Origin of the sequence: Pseudarthrobacter defluvii, from assembly GCF_030816725.1 — a bacterium.
In the GTDB taxonomy this organism is placed as follows: Bacteria; Actinomycetota; Actinomycetes; order Actinomycetales; family Micrococcaceae; genus Arthrobacter; species Arthrobacter defluvii_A.
In genome coordinates this window covers 2,897,868-2,917,145 of sequence record NZ_JAUSYG010000001.1, presented here as the reverse complement: position 1 = coordinate 2,917,145, position 19,278 = coordinate 2,897,868, and the positions used below count along the sequence as shown (strand labels likewise).

General features: G+C 68.2%; 15 protein-coding genes. 4 read left to right on the top strand and 11 right to left on the bottom strand.

The genetic code is table 11. From position 1 onward, the window contains the following. Nucleotides 1-28: 28 nt before the first annotated feature. Nucleotides 29-847 (bottom strand): purine-nucleoside phosphorylase, encoded by an 819-nt coding sequence (locus QF031_RS13645; protein WP_307429010.1) that lies wholly within the window; start codon nucleotides 845-847, stop codon nucleotides 29-31. A gap of 102 nt (nucleotides 848-949) precedes the next feature. Between QF031_RS13645 and QF031_RS13640 the strand changes: the two genes are divergently transcribed. Together QF031_RS13640 and QF031_RS13635 are read left to right on the top strand one after the other, a co-directional pair. After that, on the top strand, nucleotides 950-2,365 hold the full coding sequence (locus QF031_RS13640; RefSeq protein WP_307429007.1) for an NAD(P)H-quinone dehydrogenase: 1,416 nt from the start codon (nucleotides 950-952) through the stop codon (nucleotides 2,363-2,365). Nucleotides 2,366-2,492: 127 nt separating this feature from the next. Continuing rightward, nucleotides 2,493-2,741 carry a hypothetical protein gene (locus tag QF031_RS13635; RefSeq protein ID WP_307429004.1) on the top strand — a complete coding sequence of 83 codons (249 nt, stop codon included), beginning with the start codon at nucleotides 2,493-2,495 and terminating at the stop codon, nucleotides 2,739-2,741. 73 nt (nucleotides 2,742-2,814) lie between these two features. On the opposite strand, the gene QF031_RS13630 is transcribed toward QF031_RS13635, so the two are convergent. Together QF031_RS13630 and QF031_RS13625 are read right to left on the bottom strand one after the other, a co-directional pair. Next, nucleotides 2,815-4,272 carry a benzaldehyde dehydrogenase gene (locus QF031_RS13630; protein WP_307429001.1) on the bottom strand — a complete coding sequence of 486 codons (1,458 nt, stop codon included), beginning with the start codon at nucleotides 4,270-4,272 and terminating at the stop codon, nucleotides 2,815-2,817. A gap of 91 nt (nucleotides 4,273-4,363) precedes the next feature. After that, nucleotides 4,364-5,068: a hypothetical protein gene (locus QF031_RS13625; RefSeq protein ID WP_307428999.1), complete on the bottom strand. Its 705-nt coding sequence runs from the start codon at nucleotides 5,066-5,068 to the stop codon at nucleotides 4,364-4,366. Between the two features lie 219 nt (nucleotides 5,069-5,287). On the opposite strand from QF031_RS13625, the gene QF031_RS13620 reads away from it, so the two are divergent. After that, the gene (locus tag QF031_RS13620) at nucleotides 5,288-5,800 is read left to right on the top strand and encodes a hypothetical protein (RefSeq protein ID WP_307428997.1); all 513 of its coding nucleotides are present in this window, start codon (nucleotides 5,288-5,290) and stop codon (nucleotides 5,798-5,800) included. A gap of 16 nt (nucleotides 5,801-5,816) precedes the next feature. On the opposite strand, the gene QF031_RS13615 is transcribed toward QF031_RS13620, so the two are convergent. Genes QF031_RS13615 through QF031_RS13605 form a run of 3 tightly spaced genes read right to left on the bottom strand, consistent with a single transcriptional unit; the run spans nucleotide 5,817 to nucleotide 11,042 of the window. After that, nucleotides 5,817-7,376, bottom strand: a complete 1,560-nt coding sequence (locus tag QF031_RS13615) for an FAD-dependent oxidoreductase (protein WP_307428994.1) — start codon at nucleotides 7,374-7,376, stop codon at nucleotides 5,817-5,819. Next, on the bottom strand, nucleotides 7,373-9,628 hold the full coding sequence (locus QF031_RS13610) for a molybdopterin oxidoreductase family protein (protein WP_307428993.1): 2,256 nt from the start codon (nucleotides 9,626-9,628) through the stop codon (nucleotides 7,373-7,375). Before QF031_RS13610 ends, QF031_RS13615 begins: the two co-directional genes overlap by 4 nt. 1 nt (nucleotide 9,629) lies before the next feature. Continuing rightward, complete coding sequence (locus QF031_RS13605; RefSeq protein WP_307428990.1) at nucleotides 9,630-11,042, bottom strand: MFS transporter; 1,413 nt, start codon at nucleotides 11,040-11,042, stop codon at nucleotides 9,630-9,632. Between the two features lie 278 nt (nucleotides 11,043-11,320). Here QF031_RS13605 and QF031_RS13600 point away from each other — a divergent pair, with 278 nt between their 5' ends. Further along, complete coding sequence (locus QF031_RS13600; RefSeq protein ID WP_307428987.1) at nucleotides 11,321-12,730, top strand: MFS transporter; 1,410 nt, start codon at nucleotides 11,321-11,323, stop codon at nucleotides 12,728-12,730. 152 nt (nucleotides 12,731-12,882) lie between these two features. Here QF031_RS13600 and QF031_RS13595 read toward each other — a convergent pair whose 3' ends face one another. The 5 genes from QF031_RS13595 to QF031_RS13575 all read right to left on the bottom strand — a co-directional run bounded on the left by QF031_RS13595 (nucleotide 12,883) and on the right by QF031_RS13575 (nucleotide 19,265). Beyond that, nucleotides 12,883-13,614 carry a glutamine amidotransferase gene (locus QF031_RS13595; protein WP_307428983.1) on the bottom strand — a complete coding sequence of 244 codons (732 nt, stop codon included), beginning with the start codon at nucleotides 13,612-13,614 and terminating at the stop codon, nucleotides 12,883-12,885. Nucleotides 13,615-13,691: 77 nt separating this feature from the next. Beyond that, nucleotides 13,692-14,129: a YybH family protein gene (locus QF031_RS13590; protein WP_307428980.1), complete on the bottom strand. Its 438-nt coding sequence runs from the start codon at nucleotides 14,127-14,129 to the stop codon at nucleotides 13,692-13,694. A gap of 17 nt (nucleotides 14,130-14,146) precedes the next feature. Beyond that, entirely contained in the window at nucleotides 14,147-15,958 is a 1,812-nt protein-coding gene (locus QF031_RS13585; RefSeq protein ID WP_370874515.1) for an acetyl/propionyl/methylcrotonyl-CoA carboxylase subunit alpha, read from the bottom strand. A gap of 129 nt (nucleotides 15,959-16,087) precedes the next feature. Further along, nucleotides 16,088-16,732, bottom strand: coding sequence for a Maf family protein (locus tag QF031_RS13580; protein ID WP_307428976.1), 645 nt, complete (start codon nucleotides 16,730-16,732; stop codon nucleotides 16,088-16,090). Between the two features lie 10 nt (nucleotides 16,733-16,742). After that, on the bottom strand, nucleotides 16,743-19,265 hold the full coding sequence (locus QF031_RS13575) for an MMPL family transporter (protein WP_307428974.1): 2,523 nt from the start codon (nucleotides 19,263-19,265) through the stop codon (nucleotides 16,743-16,745). Nucleotides 19,266-19,278: the final 13 nt, after the last annotated feature.

Sequence of the window (19,278 nt, the reverse complement as noted above, 5' to 3'; positions counted from 1 at the left end):
GCGGCGATGCACCCGGGCGCGTGGTCGGCTAGAGCCGGGCGATGATGTCAGCCAGCAGGCGGGAGATGCGCGGGCCGGCAGCCTGGCCGGATTCTATGACTTCCTGGTGGCTGAGCGGCTGGGGGCTGATGCCGGCGGCAAGGTTGGTGACCAGCGAAATGCCGAACACCTCCATGCCGGCGTGCCGACCCGCGATGGCCTCCAGCGCGGTGGACATGCCGATCAGTTCGGCTCCGATCCGCTTGGCATACTGCACCTCCGCCGGCGTCTCGTAATGCGGGCCGGGGAACTGTGCGTACACGCCTTCGTCCAGGGTGGGGTCCACTTCGCGGGCCAGTCCGCGGATCCTTGGCGAGTACAGGTCCGTCAGGTCCACGAAGGTGGCGCCTTCCAGCGGGGAGGCAGCGGTGAGGTTGATGTGGTCGCGGATCAGGACCGGCGTGCCCGGAGCCCAGGCCTCGTTGAGCCCGCCGCAGCCGTTGGTGAGGACCAGCGTGCTGCACCCGGCGGCCGCCGCGGTCCGGACCCCGTGCACCACGGCGCGGACGCCCCTGCCCTCGTAGTAGTGGGTGCGGGCGCCCAGGACCAGGGCCCGCTTTCCGCCCTTGGTCAGTACGGAGCGGATGGTGCCGACGTGGCCCTCGACGGCGGGGGTGTGGAAGCCGGGAACTTCTTCGGCGGACAGGGTGGCGGTGGTCTCGCCGATCAGGTCGGCGGCCTCGCCCCACCCGGAGCCGAGGACCAGGGCGGTATCGTGGCGGTCCACGCCTGTCTCTTCGGCGATGTAGTCCGCGGCGGCGCGGGCGGCGGCGAACGGGTCCGTGTTCAGGAAGTCTGTAGTACTCACCAGTACAAGTTATCCTGCCGCCTTGTTACCCCTGTCACGGCTGGCCAGCAGGACGCCCTGTTTCTTGGTGGTCAGACGGTAAATGGGCGAGAATGGATGACTGTGACTACGCACCCAGATTTCAGTTCCCCCCGGATCGCAATCCTGGGAGGTGGTCCCGGCGGATACGAAGCCGCCATGGTGGCCGCCTCGCTCGGAGCGACGGTCACCATCATCGAGCGGGCGGGGCTGGGCGGCTCCGCCGTGCTGACGGACGTCGTTCCGTCCAAGACCCTTATTGCCACGGCTGACCTGATGACACGCGTCGCCGAGGCCGGCGAGCTGGGCGTGAAGTTCGACGTCGACGGCGGCGACTTCGTCCCGGTGATGCGCGCCGACCTCAAACACATCAACGACCGGCTCCTCAACCTGGCCCGCAACCAGTCCCAGGACATCCGCGACGGCCTCGAGAAGCAGGGCGTCCGCATTATCGCCGGCTCCGGGCGGCTCCTGGACAGCCACACCATCGAGGTTGTCACCGTGGACGGCACCGAGACGATCGAAGCCGACACCGTCCTGCTGGCCGTTGGCGCCCACCCCCGTGAGCTGGACACGGCCCGCCCGGACGGGGAACGGATCCTGAACTGGACACAGATCTACAACCTTGATGAGCTGCCGGAGGACCTCATCGTGGTGGGTTCCGGCGTGACCGGCGCCGAGTTCGCCTCCGCCTACAACGGCCTGGGCTCCAAGGTCACCCTGGTGTCCAGCCGCGACCGCGTGCTGCCGGGCTCCGATGTTGACGCCGCCGTCGTCCTTGAAGAAGTTTTTGAACGCCGCGGTGTCCGGGTCCTGTCCCGCTCCCGCGCCCAGACCGTCGAGCGCACGGACGGCGGCGTGGTGGTCACGCTCGCCGACGGGTCAAAAGTGACGGGCAGCCACTGCCTGCTGTGCCTGGGCTCCATCCCCAACACCGCCGGGATCGGCCTTGAAGAGGCCGGCGTGGCGGTCAGCGACAGCGGCCACATCAAGGTCGACGGCGTCTCCCGCACCACCGCCCCCAACATCTACGCCGCCGGCGACTGCACGGGCGTCCTGCCGCTGGCCTCCGTGGCCGCGATGCAGGGCCGCATCGCGGTGGCGCACTTCATGGGCGACGGCGTCACCCCGCTCAAACTCCACCAGGTGGCGTCCAACATCTTCACCTCGCCCGAAATTGCGAACGTTGGCGTGTCCGAAGCGGAGATCGAATCCGGCAAGTACCAGGCCGACGTCATCAAGCTCTCGCTGAAAAGCAACGCCCGGGCCAAGATGCGCAACGCCAAGGACGGGTTCGTGAAGATCTTTGCCCGGAAGGGCTCCGGTACCGTGATCGGCGGCGTGGTGGTTGGCCCCAACGCTTCAGAGCTGATTTTCCCCATCTCCATCGCGGTCAAGCAGAAGCTGCACGTGGACGACGTCGCCAGCACCTTCACCGTCTACCCGTCGCTGACCGGATCCATCTCCGAAGCAGCCCGCCGCCTGCATGTCCACATGTAAGGCGTTCCGCCGCACGCGAGGCTGGACCCCGCCGAGGCGTCCTGCCTAGACTCGAACCAGGCACGGCCGGGAATTTCCATGAAGTTCCCGGCCGTTCCTGTACCGGCGTCGACGCAAGGAGAAGCTTATGGAACTGCAGGACATCAAGTGGAACGAGCAGGCGCGGGAGAAGATCCTGCTGGATGCTGACAAGGCACTGCAGGAAGCGGTCCTCGAGGCGGCGTCATCCCTGTCCGGCTCCGGCAAGGACAAGGTGTACGAGTTCCTGTTTGAGAAGCTGAAAGGTCAGTTCGTGGACTTCCAGCCTGGCCCGGACCTCACCAAGTACGCAGAGGCCGTGGCCGCCGGCGAATTGGATTCAGGAGCAACGGCCTGAGCACGAGCTGCCGGTCCTGGCCTACGGCAGGGCCGGCAGCTCCGCACGTCCCGGCCGGGACGTGCAGGTTTTCCTAGAACGGATACGGTGCAATGTCCGGGCGCATGGTGAGCCACTGGATTTCGGTGAAGGACTCCATGTTGGCGTGGTGGCCGCCGATCCGTGAGCCGTTGCCCGAATCCTTCATGCCGCCGAACGGTGAGTTGGCCTCGTCCGAGACTGTCTGTTCGTTGATGTGGACCTTGCCGGAGTCCAACTGGTCCGCAATGGTCATGGCCAGGCCAACGTCGCCCAGGATGCCGATGGACAGGCCGTATTCGCTGTCGTTGGCCAGGGCCACTGCCTCCTCAACTGTCGAGAAGCTGGTCACCGGGGCGACGGGCCCGAAGATTTCGTCCTTCCAGGCCGGGCTGTCCTGCTTCAGGTCCACCAGGACGGTGGGCTGGTAGAAGCGGCCGTCGTGGGTGCCGCCGGCGGCCACGCGGGCGCCGGCTTTTACCGCATCCTGGACGATGCCATCCACACGGTGCAGCTGCCGCTCATCGATGACAGGTCCCAGCGCCACGGTGCCGCTCTTTGGGTCACCGACCGGCAGGTGGGCAGCCTTTTCGGACAGCGCGGCGACGTAGTCGTCATAGATGTCCTCGTGCACGATGTGCCGCCCGGCCGCCATGCAGATCTGGCCCTGGTGCATGAACGATCCGAATGCGGCCGCCGACGCCGCCTTGGCAAGGTCTGCGCCCGGCAGCACAATCAGTGCGTTGTTGCCGCCAAGCTCAAGGTGTGCGCGCTTGAGCAGGCGTCCGGCCGTTTCGCCGATCTTCCGCCCGGCCGCCGTCGAGCCCGTGAAGGCAATTACCCGGACCTCCGGTGCCTCGACGACGGCGGCGCCGATGTCCGCGCCGCCGGGCAGCAGTGACAGCAAACCCGGCGGCAGGCCGGCTTCCTCGAAGATGCGCACCAGCGTGACACCACCGCACACCGCGGTGCGCGGGTCCGGCTTGAGCAGGACGCCGTTGCCGAGGGCCAGCGCGGGAGCAACGGCACGGATCGAGAGGATCAGCGGGAAATTGAACGGAGCAATGACGGAGACGACGCCGACCGGCCGCCGGCGCGCGAAGGACCAGCGGTTCTCGTTCGACGTGAGCACGTCCCCGGACGGGAGGGAGGGCAGCGCCGAGGCGTCGTAGCATTCGTTGGCCGCGATATGGATTTCCAGGGCTGCCTTGGGCGGAATGCCGCCGGACTCACGCACAATCCAGTCCTGGACCTCGGCGGCGTGTTCCTCCCAGAGCATTCCGGCGCGGCGCAGCACGGCAGCGCGGTCCTCGGGGCTGCGCATGGCCCAGTCCTTCTGCGCCGCGGCTGCGGCGGCCGATGCCTCGCGGACGTCGTCCACCGAGGCGACGCCGTAGCTGCCGAGCCTGTCACCGGTGGCGGGCTCTACGGCGTCGGCGCTCCCGCCTCCGCCCTTGCGCCAGCCGTTGAGGTGGATCTTGCCCTCCCAGAGAGCGGAATCGAGCAGGGACATGTCCAGTCCTTTCATGGGAAACGTGGGTGCCGCATGGCCCGTTGCACCGGGCCGGACCCTTCGTACATCACATGCTGCCGGAGCGCAGTCGTCAAGAGACCTGGGAGCAGGCGTACGGCGGGACGGCGTCCCCCGCGCCGAAGGGCTCGAACCAGTGCCGGACGCCCAATCCGGCGGAGGCGCCGTGGGCCGCAGTGTCGTGGCTGTCCCCGTACAGCGGCGCACTTTCGGCGTCCTCCAACAGGACTTCCTCAACCTGTGCGCGCCAGTCAACCGGGAGGTCCAGCCCGTAAATCTCCTCGGTGATCTCCGCCTGGTCAAGCAGGCAGCGGACCACCAGTTCGGCGGCGAGGCAGCCGGGGGCGATCCAGCCGCGGACCAGGGAAGCGGTAACGTCCGCGGCCACTACCAGGAACTTTTGGGTGAACCTCGAGTCGTACTCCGACGCGAACTGCGGCGGCAGCGAGGACAGCACCGACGTCCCGGCGATGCCGGACGGAGTTGGTCCATCCAGTGTGTCCAGCGTTTTGAGATCGCGGAATAGTTGGTCGATGAGGACGCTTGACGAGTTCCACAGCAGTCCAGCCAGCAGGCGGGTCTGATGCGCGGCCTTTTGCCGTTCCTCCGGCGGGACCGCAGCCATTTCCTCCAGGTCCTCCGGATCGAACTGGAGCCTTTGCTCCGGGGTCATGTCATCGGGGTGGGGATCAAGGCCCAGCAGTTCCAGGCCCAGCCCGGTCAGCTTCGCGGCGTCAGCCAGCAGTTCATCGGTGATGTCGTCGTCGTCGGCGTCCATGGCCCCGATGCTACCGGCCAGCCGCCGCCTGCCCGATTCCTGTTACGCCGGAGCGGTACTTTGGGCTCTGGGAAACGGCGCCACCCATCGCCACACTGATGCCATGAACAGCCTGCTGATGCTGATCCCCCGGGCCCGATGCAGGAGGGCGGGTATCGGGGCCCTGCGTCCGTCCGGGCTTCCCGACGGCGACGCGATCGCGCGCTCGTGGAGGCGGCAGTGGAAGCGGGTTGGGGCAACGGCACCGAACTTAGTGTTCCGGCGGCCCCGGCCGTCGGTGCCCCAGCCACGACCAATAGCCCGGTGTGCGCCCTGGCCAGTCCGGAGGAGGTGCAGCAGGCGTTCGGTGCCAAGGCCCCGCCGCAGATCCTTCCGTACGAGGCCAACTGCCGTTACACGTTTGGTGAGCTGGGCAAGCCGGGTCCGGACTCCATGATTTTCTCGATCGAAGTCCTGGCGGGCGCAGCGTCACCGCTGGGTGGTCTTGGCGCGCATGGCGAGCCGGTGGATGGCATCGGGGACAGTGCGTCGTTCTCCATGGCAACGGAAGGTGCGGGCCCGAAGTCCCTCCGTCCAGCCGGCGACATGCCGGTTACCATGATGTCGATCTCTGCAGTGAGGGGCCGGAACATCGGCACATTCACGGCCCAGGTCCTGATCTCCCCGTCGGGGCCGACAGCCGGGCAAACGAAGGAACAGCTCATCACCCTGGTGCGCGGCATCGAATTCTGACGCTCAAGGAAACAGGTCAGGCCGTAACCGCCTGGAAGTGCTTTTCAATGAGCCCCTTGATGTCCTCATGGCAGCCGCCGCAGCCGGTACCGGCGCGGGTGGCTTTGGAAACGTCCGCCACGGTGGAGCAGCCGTCGGTTACGGCTGCGGTGATGGCGGATCCGCTGACCCCGGCGCACCGGCAGACGGTGCCGGCCGGATCCGCCGCGCCGGCCCCGGGCAGCTGGTCCGGTCCGTCCAGGCGCAGGAGCAGTGAACGGTCGGCAGGGAGTTCGGCCCCGCGTTCGAAGAGCCCCACCAGTTCGGCGGCAGTGCGGGGCATCCCAACCGCCACCAGGCCTTCCAGCACGCCCCCGCGCGTGGTCATCTTGACGTACCGGCCATGCTCCGGATCGGCCCATTGTGCGATCTGCAGTCGCGGTCTGCCGTTGGCGGCTCCCGCCGTCAGTGCTTCCTCGTCCCAGGGATCGGCGGCGTTATTCCCGGCCACCGCCATGTTCATGCCCCGGGCTTTCAGGACTACGACGCCGGGTTGTTCCGGCGGCAGGGCGGGCAGCAGCTCAGCGTCCTCCACCAGGCCGGAGGCAAGCAGGGTGAGGTAGCCCGCCAGCCACTCGGCCTGCCGCCAGCCTGGGCCCACCAGCCCAGAGGGTCCGCTGGTGTTCCGGCACGCGGCACAGTCAGGGTCCGGGCAGCGGACCTCGGCGCAGTCGCCGACGGCGAAGATGTGCGGTTCGTGATGTGCGCGCAGCCGGTGGTCCACCAGGATTCCGGTGCCGGTGGAGAGCCCGCAGCCGTCGGCCAACTCCGCCCGGGGACGGACCCCGCATGAGATGACCAGGAGGTCGCCGTCAATCGCGGACCCGTCATCAAGCAGCAAAGCCGAGAACCCGCCGTCGGGCGCGTTGTGCTCAACCCCTGTTGAGCGTGCGTTGCCCGCAACCCGGACTCCGCAGCGGCGCAGGCCGGCGGCCAGGACGGCCCCGCCGCCGCGGTCGATGCTGCGCCCCAGCGGATGAGGTCCGTTGTGGACCACGGTGACGGTGGCGCCTTCCTCCGCCGCGGCCAAGGCTGTCTCCAGGCCCAGGACGCCGCCGCCCAGCACCACCACCCGCTTGCCGCCGTCCACCGCGTTGCGCAGGACATTGGCATCGCGAAGGTCCCGCAGTGCCGTGACTCCGGCGGGAAGCACAGGGGAGGACGGGTCCGGGTTGATGCCGGTGAGGTTGGGAATCACCGGTCGGGATCCGGTGGCGAAAACCAGCCGGTCGTAGGGCAGGGGAGGTCCTTCGGCCAGCAGGACCTGCTGCCGGGCCCTGTCCACGCGCTTCACCCGCACGCCCAGCCGGACGTCCACGCCCTGGGCCGCCAGTTCGGCGGCATCGGCAAGTGCCAGGGCGTCGGCGGTGGTCCGGCCGACGCCAAGGTCGGCCACGAGCACGCGGTTGTAGGCAGCCTCGGCCTCCGCGCCCAGCACGGTAAGCCGGATGTGGCCTCCGCGCACGGCGGGCAGGAGTTCGTCCACCAGCCTGGCGGCCACGGGGCCGAATCCCACGATGACAATGTGCTCGCTCATGAAGCCTCCGTCGTTTGCAGCATGCGGGCGGAACCGGGTGCGGAGACTGGCCGGACCCATACGGTGTTGAACTTGAACTCGGGCATCCCGGATACCGGATCGGTGGCGGCTTCGGTCAGCCGGTTGGCGCTTTCGGCCCCGGGGAAGTGGAAGGGCAGGAAGACCGTCTCGGGGCGGATGGCCGTGCTGAGTTCCGCCGGGCACACCACCTCGCCGCGCCCGTTGGCCACGGAGACCAGTGATTCCGCGGTGATGCCCATGGCATCCGCCGCCGAGGGGTGGATCTGCACCGTTGCCCCGGGCTGGGCTTCGAGAAGCTCGGCCACCCGCCGCGTCTGGGCGCCGGACTGGTAGTGCTCCAGGAGCCGGCCGGTGATGAGGGTCATGGCTTTGGCGGCAGGGTCTGTCGCGTGCCCGGCGGGGTCCGCGACGGGAGTACGACGGCGGCGCGGCGTCACCGGGACCATGACTGCCTTGCCGTCGGGGTGCGCAAAGCGGTCCCGGAACAGCCGGGGCGTGCCGGTGCTGCCCGCCGGATAGGGCCAGTAGGCGGCCTCGCCGCGGTCCAGCATCGCGTAGTCGATGCCGGAGTAGTCGGCCAGGCCACCCGCGGAAGCCAGGCGGAGTTCCTCGAAGACCGTTTCCGGATCCTCGCTGTAGGTGGAGGGGGCATCCAGCCGCTCCGCCAGGCGGGCCATGATCCAGAGCTCGCTGCGGGCGCCGGCAGGTGGGGAGATGGCGCGGCGGCGGCGCAGGACGCGGCCTTCGAGGTTGGTCAGGGTGCCTTCCTCCTCGGCCCACTGGAGCACGGGAAGGATCAGGTCCGCCTCCGCAGCGGTTTCGGACAGGAAGAAGTCGCAGACCACCAGGAAGTCCAGGCTCCGCAGCCCCTCGATTACGGCGTTGGCGTCAGGGGCTGCCACCGCAATGTTGGAGGCATGGACAAAAAGGCACCGGACGCCGTCGGGCTTTCCCAGTGACTGAAGCAGCTGCACGGCGGGCAGGCCGGGGCCGGGGATCAGATTCTCGGGGACCCCCCAGACAGCCGCGACGTGTGCGCGGGCGGCGGGGTCGGTGATTTTTCGGTAGCCCGGCAGCTGGTCCGCCTTCTGGCCGTGCTCACGGCCGCCCTGGCCGTTGCCCTGGCCCGTGAGGGTGCCGTAGCCGCTGCGGGCCGAGCCGGGCAGGCCCAGCAGGAGGCTGAGGTTGATGGCGGCAGTTGCGGTGTCCGTGCCGTCCACGTGCTGCTCCACGCCGCGCCCGGTGAGGATGTAGCTGCCGCCCGCCCGGGCGCCGGCGGCAAGCATCCGGGCGGTTTGCCGGATGAACTCCGCGGGGACGCCGGTCAACGACTGGACGCGTTCGGGCCAGAAGGCGTTGACGCTGCGGACCACCGCGCGGTAGCCCGTGCTGCGCTCCTGGAGGTAGGCGGTGTCCACCAGGTTTTCGTGGATGACCACGTGGGACAGGCCCAGCAGCAGGGTGAGGTCGGTGCCCGGCAGGGGCTGGAGGTGGAGGCCGCCGCCGTCGGCCGTGAACGCGGCGGTGGCGGAACGGCGCGGATCCACCACGATCAGGCCGCCGGCGTCGCGGGCGCCTTTCAGGTGCTGCACGAAGGGCGGCATGGTCTCGGCAACATTGGAGCCCAGCATCAGGATGGTGCTGGCGGTGTCCAGCGCCTCCAGCGGGAAGGGAAGGCCCCGGTCCACGCCGAAGGCCCGCATTCCCGCGGCAGCTGCAGAGGACATGCAGAAGCGGCCGTTGTAGTCGATCCGCGAAGTGCGCAGGGCCAGCCTGGCGAACTTGCCCAGCATGTAGGCCTTTTCGTTGGTGAGGCCGCCCCCGCCGAAGACCCCGACGGCGTCCGCGCCGTAGCGGCTGCGGGCGTCCTTCACTGCCTGGGCAGCCAGGTCCAGGGCCTGGTCCCAGGCGATGGGCCGATGTAGGCCGTCGGCCCCCTTCAGCAGGGGCTCGGTGATCCTGCCGGGGTGGTTCAGGAGCTTTGGTGAGGTCCAGCCCTTGCGGCACAGCCCGCCCCGGTTGGTGGGGAAGTCCCGGCCCGTGACGTCCAGTGCAGGGGAGGGCACAGGGGAAGGTTCAGGTAGTGCAGGCACGGAACCGGCTGCTTCCGCTGGGCCACGGGCGCTGCCTGGCCCCGGCTGGGCAGTCGGGACCAGTCGCGCCGGGGACGTGAGCGTCATGGCGCACTGCAGGGCACAGTAGGGGCAGTGCGTTTCGGCGCTTTGGGTCATGTTAGACGTGTCCCATCGCGTTCCGGCCGGCGTTGCGGATGTAGCAGGTCCAGCAGACCAGCAGCATCAGGACGTACGCGCCGACGAAGCCGTAGAAGGCGGGTGTGTAGGAACCGCTCGCGGTGCTGGAGGCGTTCAGGACCTGGGGGATCACGAAGCCGCCGTAGGCGCCGATTGCGGAGATCAGCCCGAGGGCCGAGGACGCCAGGCGCTGGGTGGCCACTGAGCTTGCACCCTTGCGGGCCGCCCGGCTGGAGGTGGCGAAGATGACGGGAATCATCCGGTACGTTGCACCGTTGCCGAAGCCGCTGGCGGTGAAAAGCATCAGGAAGAGGACCAGGAAGAGCAGGAAGTTCTTCAGCGGCAGGGTCCACACCATGGTCAGCGTGATCACAGCCATCGCGGCGAAGGCGGACACCGTCATCCGGGCCCCGCCCATCCGGTCCGCCATGCGGCCGCCGTAGGGGCGGGCCAGGGATCCCACCAGGGGGCCGAGGAACGCCAGGGACAGCGCAACGGATCCCACCCCTATGGAGGAGAACTCGGGGAAATAATCTTTGATCAGCTTGGGGAACACGCCGGCGAAGCCGATGAAGGAGCCGAAGGTACCGATGTACAGCAGCGCCATGACCCACAGGTGCGGCTCCTTGAGCGCTGCGACCGAGCCGGCCACATCACCCTTGGCGCTGGTGAGGTTGTTCATGTATTTGAAAGCCCCAAACGCGGCCAGCAGGATGAAGGGAACCCACATCCAGCCCGCCATGGGAAGGTTGACGGTGCCGGCAGCCAGCAGGGTGATGACGATGGGAACGGCAAGCTGGGCGACGGCGGCGCCCAGGTTTCCGCCGGCGGCGTTCAGTCCCAGCGCCCAGCCCTTTTCCCGGGCCGGGTAGAAGAAGGTGATGTTCGCCATCGAACTGGCGAAGTTGCCGCCGCCGAAGCCTGCCAGGGCCGCCACCAGGAGCATGACGCCGAACGGTGTTTCCGGGTTGGAGACACACAGGGCCAGCCCCGTGGACGGGATCAGGAGCAGCAGGGCGGACACGATGGTCCAGTTCCGGCCACCGAAGCGGGGGACCATGAAGGTGTAGGGAATCCGGAGGGTGGCGCCCACCAGGCTTGGCATGGAGATGAGCCAGAAGATTTCCGAGGTGGAGAAGGTGAAGCCGGCGGCGGGAAGCTGGACCACCACGATGGACCAGAGCTGCCACACCACGAAGCCCAGGAACTCGGCGAAGATGGACCAGTTCAGGTTGCGGCGCGCGATGGCCCGGCCGGCGGTTTCCCACTGTTCCTTGTTTTCCGCGTCCCAGTTGGCGATCCAGCGGCCGGGGCGGAATTCAAGGACAGGGGCGTCAGTAGTGCGGGCAGGACCGGGCTGTACGCCGGTCTCGACAGTGCGGTCAACAGTCACGGGTTGCCTCCTTCAGGGATGGGGTTCCTCCAAGGTAGGGATGGCGCGTTTCGCGGACGGTCGAGGTTTGTTAACGCGCTGTGACTTTTGCCTATCCGGCGCGGCCGGGGGGGCGTGAGGCTACGGAATGGGCCGCCAATGTGAGACGCACAACACACGTCCGCATTCTGGACGTTTCGTCCATTGGCTGGACGGTGGGAAGTAAGATCGAACTCTAACTATTCGAGCCGGGAGGCAGCGTTGCCTGCGCCCGGCCGGTCACACGAAAGCGTTTACCCATGTCATCCACCGATACCACCAAGGTGCCTGGTTCGCACCAGCCGGTGAACTCCCGCGGCCGCGTCATCGTGGCAAGCCTGATCGGCACCACCGTGGAGTTCTACGACTTTTACGTCTATGCCACGGCCGCCGTGCTCGTGTTCCCGAAGCTCTTCTTCCCGAACGCGAATGAAACCACCCAGCTGCTGAGCTCCTTCGCCGTCTTCGGCGTGGCCTTCATTGCCCGCCCCCTCGGCTCGATTATCTTCGGGCACTTCGGCGACAAGTTCGGCCGCAAGGGAACCCTTGTTGCGTCGCTGCTGACCATGGGCATTGCCACCTTCCTCATCGGCTGCCTCCCCACCGCGCTGGTTCCGGGCTGGGAGTTCCTGGCGCCCGCCATGCTGGTGGTCCTGCGCTTCGCCCAGGGCCTGGCCCTCGGCGGCGAGTGGAGCGGAGCGGCGCTGCTGGCCACCGAGAATGCCCCGGCCAACAAGCGCGCCATCTACGGCACCTTCCCGCAGCTCGGTGCCCCGATCGGCTTCATCATCGCCAACGTCATCTTCCTGGTGGCCAGCTACACGCTGACGCCTGAGGCCTTCGCCGCCTGGGGATGGCGCGTGCCGTTCCTGCTCAGCGCCGTCATGGTGATCCTGGGCCTCTACGTCCGGCTCAAGCTGATCGAAACTCCCGCCTTCACTAAGGTGGTGGAATCCAACGAGGTGGCCAAGCTGCCGCTGGGCCGCGTCTTCAAGTCCAGCTGGCGCCAGCTGATCCTGGGCACCTTCATCATGCTGGCCACCTACGTGCTGTTCTACCTAATGACCACGTTCACGCTGACCTACGGCACCAAGCCCACCCTGGCCGGTGCGCAGGCCGCCGCGGAAAAGGCCGGCAAGCCCATGTCCGAGGCCGCAGCCGCCGCGTTCGTTCCCGGCCTGGGCTACTCCCGCAACGACTTCCTCTGGATGCTGATTGCCGGCGTCGTGTTCTTCGGCATCTTTACCCTGGTCTCCGGACCGCTGGCCGAAAAGTACGGCCGCCGCAAGATGCTCATGGCCGTCACTGCCGGAATCTTCGTCTTCGGCCTGCTGTTCGTGCCGCTGTTCAGCGGCGGCTTCGTGGGCACCATGGGCCTGCTGATCCTCGGGTTCTCGCTCATGGGCCTGACCTTTGGCCCCATGGGTGCGCTGCTGCCGGAACTGTTCCCCACGAACGTCCGCTACACCGGGTCGGCCATCAGCTACAACTTCTCCAGCATCCTGGGTGCGGCGGTGGCCCCGTTCATCGCCGTGGCGCTCTGGGAAGCGGCCAAGGGCAGCCCGGTCCTGGTGGGTGTGTACCTGACGTCCATGGCCGTCCTCACCCTGATCGCACTGTTCCTGACCCGCGAAACCCGGGACGTGGACTACGAGAACAACGTGGCCTGACGTTCCGCGTGCATTCCAGCCCGGTTAGTGGCTGACATGCCCGGCACAGTCCCTGCAACGGCGGGGGCGGTGCCGGGCATTTTGCATTGCTTGCCCGGGCAACTGGGCAGAAACGTACGACGGCGGGCTGGCGCGGGTTCAGCGTGCGGGGTTCAGCGGGCGTAGCGGGCCACGAAGTTCTTCAGCACGGACATGGGCTCGGTGACGGTGACCTGCCGCGCCGCCGCCATGAGATCCTCTGCGGATTCGGGCGGGAAGTAGCCGGCGTGCCGGTAGATGTCGATCCGGGTGGCCAGCCCCTCCGCATCCAGTTCCGGGTGGAACTGGGTGGCGTAGAGGTTGGTCCGGATACGGAACATGTGGACCGGGCAGGTGGCCGCCCGCGCCAGCAACACGGCATGCGCGGGCAGCGCGCTGACGGCTTCCTTGTGTCCGGTCAGCGCCGTGAAGGTCCGGGGCATTCCCTGCAGGATGGGGTCCTTCAGCCCTGCTTCGGTCAGTTCCACCTCAACGGCGCCCAGCGGCTCGCCATAGGTCCGGTCGATCACGGCACCCTGGTGGCTCCCAAGGGTGCCCACCCCGTAGCAGGCACCCAGGAACGGGAAATCGAGGGCCACCAGCTGGTCCAGGAGTCCTGCCAACTCCTGTTCCACCCGGTGCTGGACGGCGCTCTTGTGCTCCGGCGGGTCGCTGGAGGTAAACGGGCTGCCGCCCACGATGACGCCGGAGTACTTCGAAAGGTCCAGCGGCGGCAGGGGAGCGGCTTCGAGCCGGACCCGGAGCAGCTCCGGTTCCTCAAGCCCGCCGTACCTCAGGTAGGCGGCGTACTCGTCCTCCGCGGCGGCATCTTCCGCGCGGGATGCCAGGAGCAGGAAAGGCAGCATGAGCTAAGTCTGCATCCCCACGGCGCCGCCTGCCAGCATCCAGCCCAGGCAACGCCTGGGCCAGCGCGTGTTCCCGCTCAGGCCGGGGGCTGCGTCAGTGACCGGCGGGACTGCGGCCGGGCTGCCGGGTCCGCATGGCGGTGCACCAGTTTCCAGTAGCCCTCCTCGCGGCGGAAGATGCTGGTCACGCGGAGGGCGAACTCCTCCGTGGCGGCCGCCCCGTCAAGGCGGGCCCGGAAGTGCTCGGTCTCCAACAGGTAGGCGGTGTCCCGGGCCGTGTAGGAGGTGACGGTGTCGAAGCCCAGCATCTCGCCGTCGCGGAACTGCCGCGCTGCCTGGTCCAGCCGGGCCTCCACCTGGGGCCAGCCCCGGGCGATCCCGCCGAATGGGTTGGCCAGCGTGACGTCATCCAGCCGGGAATACAGTTCCTTGACCGGTGCCGGGTTGCCCCGGGTGATTTCGGGAACCGCCAGGTGGTAGCGGTCCACCTCTTCCTGGAAACTTGGTGCGAGCATGGCTGCCGGGCCGCTTTCTAGTCTTCGATGGTGGCGATGATGGCGCCCGCGTACACCGTCTCGCCCGCCGTTGCCGTCAAGCCGGTGATGGTGCCGGAGCGGTGCGCGGTCAGCGGCTGCTCCATCTTCATCGCCTCGAGGACCACCACCAGGTCGCCTTCGGACACTACGTCGCCGTGGGTCACGGCCACCTTCACAATGGTTCCCTGCATGGGGGAGGTCAGCGCATTGCCGGTGGCGGCCGCGGTGCCTGCAGAACGGGAGCGCTTTTTGGACTTACCCGGCTTGCCGGCGGCGGCAACCGCAGTTCCCGGCGTGCCCAGGGATGCGGGGAGGACCACCTCGAGCCGCTTGCCGCCCACCTCCACCACCACGCGCTGGCGGTCCTCGGCCGAGCTCTCGCCGTCAGCTGTGCCATCCGGTGTCCAGGCCGGCAGGTTGTTGGCGAATTCCGTTTCGATCCAGCGGGTGTGGACCTTGAACGGGCCCTCGGCAGGTGCGAACGCGGGGTCCGAGACCACGGCGAGGTCGAACGGGATGACGGTGGGGATGCCTTCCACCACCATCTCCTCCAGGGCCCGGCGGGCGCGCTGCAGGGCCTGCGGCCGGCTGGCACCGGTGATGATGAGCTTGGACAGCATGGAATCGAAGTTCCCGCTGATCACGTCGCCCTGCTCCACACCGGAGTCCACGCGGACACCGGGACCGGTGGGATTCTTCAGAACGCTGAGCGTGCCGGGGGCGGGCAGGAAGTTCCGGCCCGGGTCCTCGCCGGTGATGCGGAATTCGATCGAGTGGCCGCGCACCTCGGGATCGCCGTAGCCCAGTTCCTCGCCGCGGGCCAGCCGGAACTGTTCCCGGACCAGGTCGATGCCGGTGACTTCCTCGGAGACGCAATGCTCCACCTGGAGGCGGGTGTTGACCTCAAGGAAGGAAATGGTCCCGTCCTGGCCCACCAGGAATTCACAGGTTCCCGCGCCCAGGTAGCCGGCCTCCTTCAGGATGGCCTTGGAGGATTCGTACAGGCGGCGGTTCTGGTCCTCGGTGAGGAACGGGGCCGGTGCCTCCTCCACGAGTTTCTGGTTGCGCCGCTGGAGGGAGCAGTCCCGGGTGGAAACCACCACGACGTTGCCGTGGGCGTCAGCCAGGCACTGGGTTTCCACGTGGCGCGGAGCGTCCAGGAAGCGCTCGATGAAGCATTCACCGCGGCCGAAGGCGGCCGTGGCCTCGCGGACGGCTGATTCGTAGAGTTCCGGGATTTCCTCCCGGGTGCGCGCCACCTTGATGCCGCGACCGCCGCCGCCGAAGGCAGCCTTGATGGCTACGGGGAGGCCGTGCTGGTCCACAAAGTCCAGGATTTCGTCTGCGGACCCGACGGGGTCGGCCGTGCCGGGAACCAGCGGGGCGCCTACTTTTTCGGCGATGTGCCGGGCTTGGACCTTGTCGCCCAGCGCGGAGATGGCCTCCGGGGAAGGGCCGATCCAGGTGATGCCAGCTTCGATCACGCGGGCGGCGAACTGGGCATTTTCGGCCAGGAAGCCGTAGCCGGGATGGATGGCATCGGCGCCGGACTGGCGGGCGGCGTCGATGATCTTGTCCATCACCAGGTAGGACTCGGCGGCGGTGGTGCCGCCCAGGGCGTAGGCCTCGTCAGCGAGCCGGGCGTGCAGCGCGTCGCGGTCCGGGTCTGCGTAGACGGCCACGGAGGCGATGCCTTCGTCGCGGGCGGCCCGGATGATCCGCACGGCGATTTCGCCGCGGTTGGCGATCAGCACCTTTGTGAGGCTCGGCTGCGTGGTTCCTGCGGACTGCTCCAAATTTGCTGACAAGGCGTCTCCTTCTTTCCTTCAGGGAGCCTAGCGCGGTTTTGGAGGTTCCGCCGATATTACTTGCGGAATCCGCGTGTAAAGCAGCCTTCCTTTGTAGGGAAGCTACAAGGGCGTCGAAAAACGGCACCCCTAGCGTGGCGGCCAGAGATCCGTGATGCGGACATTGGCGGCAGCGAGCAGCCCGCGCAGGGTGGAGACGGAAAGGCCGACGACGGCGTGCGGGTCGCCGTCGACCTTCCGGATGAAGGCGCCGCCCAGGCCGTCGATGGTGAAGGAGCCCGCGCAGTGCAGGGGTTCCCCGGTGGCGATGTAGGCGTCGATTTCGGCCGGCTCCATCTCAAGGAAGGAAACCTCGGCGGAGGCGACCGCCCCGAGCGTGGCGCCCGAGCCGCGGCCGCCGCCGCCGTCGTCGTCCGTGTCCCTGCAGTCCACCAGCCAGTGCCCCGTGTGCAGCACCCCCGCGCTGCCGCTCATGCGGAGCATCCGTTCGCGCGCGACGTCGGCGGTGTAGGGCTTGCCGTGCGCTTCGCCGTCGAACTCGAAGACCGAGTCGCAGCCCAGCACCAGCGCACCCTCCGCCTCCGGCAGCGACGCCACAGCCTCAGCCTTGGCACGGGCCAGCAGCAGAGCGGTATCGTGCGGGTCCGTGACGCCGTACCGTTCCTGGACGGCGGCCTCGTCGACGTCTGACACCAGCACGGTGTGCCGGATGCCGGCCTCGGCCAGGAGCTTGGTGCGGGCGGGGGACTGGGAGGCGAGGATCAGATGGAGCACGGGATTCAGCCTAGTGGACCAGCTCGCCGGACACCGGTGCGGCCTGGCCGCGGTTGAGCTTGGCGCCTTCCACATCCACGTCCGGCAGGATCCGGTCCAGCCAACGGGGCAGCCACCAGGACTTGTCGCCCAGCAGGTACATCACGGCCGGGACGATGGTCATCCGGACCACGAAGGCGTCGAACAGGACGCCGAAGGCCATCGCGAAGCCCAGCGGCCGGACCATGGTGAGGTGGCTGAAGATGAAGCCGGAGAACACGCTGACCATGATGATCGCGGCGGCGGTGACCACCGCGGCTGCGTGCCGGAAGCCCACCCGGACCGCTTCCTTGGCGGATGATCCGTGCATGTAGGCCTCACGCATGCCGGAGGCGATGAACACCTGGTAGTCCATGGCCAGGCCGAACAGCACGCCGATCAGGATGATGGGCAGGAAGCTCAGCACCGCGCCCGGGTTGGCAACGTCGAAGACGTTCCCCAGCCAGCCCCACTGGTACACGGCCACCACGGCGCCGAAGGCTGCGGACAGGGACAGCAGGAAGCCGCCCGTGGCCAGCAGGGGAACCACGATGGAGCGGAACACCAGCAGCAGCAGGATCAGGGAAAGCCCGACGACGATCGCCAGGTAGGGCGGCAGGGCGTCACCGAGCTTGGTGGAGACGTCCACGTTGCCGGCGGTCTGCCCGGTCAGGCCCATGGCGACGTCGTAGTCGGCCTTGATTTCGCCGTTGAGGCCGCGCAGTTCGGATACCACCTTGACGGTGCTGGCGCTGGCGGGGCCCTCCTTGGGGATGACCTGGAAGACGGCGGTGCGGCGGTCCTCGCTGAGCGCCATCGGTACGGCTGCCACTACGTTGTCCACGGCGCGGAGCTTGTCAGCGATGTCGTACTGCAGCCTCTGTGCCTGGGCTGCGTCCAGGTTTGCGGGGAACTCGCCCACGGCCACGATTGGTCCGGTCACCCCTTCGCCGAAGCTGCGGGCGGTGAGGTCGTAGGCCTGGTAGGCCTCGGACCCGACAGGTTCCGAGCCGCCGTCCGGCAGGGCGAGCTGCAGCTGGGTGGCGGGCAGGGCCAGGGTGCCGAGCAGGAGGACGCCGGCAACCAGGGCCACCCAGGGGTGCTTGGTGACCAGGCCGCCCCACCCGTGGGTGCTGCGTTCGCGGTCGGTGGCAAGGTCCGCTGCCTCGTGGCCGGGCTCGGCGTTGTGCGCCTCCGACTTGGCCCAGGCCCGCTTGGAGATGATGCGCCGTCCGATGAGGGACAGCATGGCGGGGGTCAGGGTGATGGCGACGAGTACGGCTACCGCCACGGTTCCCGCCGCCGCGAGGCCCATGACGGTGAGGAACGGCAGTCCGGGGACCACCAGGGCGGCGAGGGCGATGATCACGGTGAGGCCGGCGAAGACCACGGCGTTGCCGGAGGTGCCGTTGGCGCGGGCTACCGACTCTTCAGGGTCCATGCCTGCCAGGAGCTGGGTCCGGTGCCGGTTGACGATGAACAGGGAATAGTCGATGCCCACGGCGAGACCCAGCATGAGGGCCAGCATGGGAGAGATGGAACTCATGTCGAAGAGGCCGGACAGCGCGAAGGTGATGCCCACGCCCACGCCGACGCCCATGATGGCCATCAGCAGCGGCAGTCCGGCGGCGATCACCGTGCCCAGCATGAGGATGAGGACCAGCGCCGCCACGGCGATGCCCACGATTTCCGCGGTGCCGAAGAGAGCCGAGATGTCCTCGGTGATTTCCTTGCTGGCAAGTGCCGTGACGCCTGCAGAGGAAGTCCCGTGGGCGATCTCCTGCACCTGCTTGCGCACCGCCGGGGCCAGCCCGTTGATGGAGGTCTTGAACTGCACCTGCGCTACGGCGGCCTTGTTGTCTTCGGAAACGAAGCGGATGGCCGACGCCGCCTGGGCCTGGCGCTTGCCGAGGTCCAGCTTGGCCTTGCTGGCCTCCAGTTCCCGGGTGCCGGCGTCGAGCTTGGCCTGGCCCTGTGCCAGCGCGGCTTTCTGCTGGCCCAGCTGGGCCTCGATCAGCGCTGCCGGTGCACCCGCCGCGGTGAGCTGCTGCTCCGCGGCCGCCAGCTGTGCCTTGCCGGCTTCCAGCTGCGTCCGGGAAGCGTCAAGCTGTGCCTGGCCGGCCGCGAGCTGCTGTTCGCCGTCGGTGATGGCCTTGCCGGCCTGGTCCACCTGGGCCTGCGTGGCGAACGGATCCACCGTGCCGCGGACCTCGGGGAGGGCCTGGAGCTTCTTCAGCGCGTCCGTCACGGCCGCCCGGCCCTCAGCCGTGAAGCCGCCGTCGGGGGCTTCGAAGACAATCGTGGCGCTGCCGCCGGACGCTGAGGGCAGCTCCTGCTTGAGCTTGTCCGCGATCCGCTGGGTTTCCGTCCCGGGGATCTGGAAGTTGTTGGACAGGGTGCCGTGGAACGCTGCGGCAGAACCGCCAACGGCGACCAGCACGGCAAGCCAGAGGGAGATGACAAGCCAGCGCCGGCGGTAGGAGAACTTGCCGAGGCGGTAGAGGAGGAGTGCCATGCGGGAGGACCGA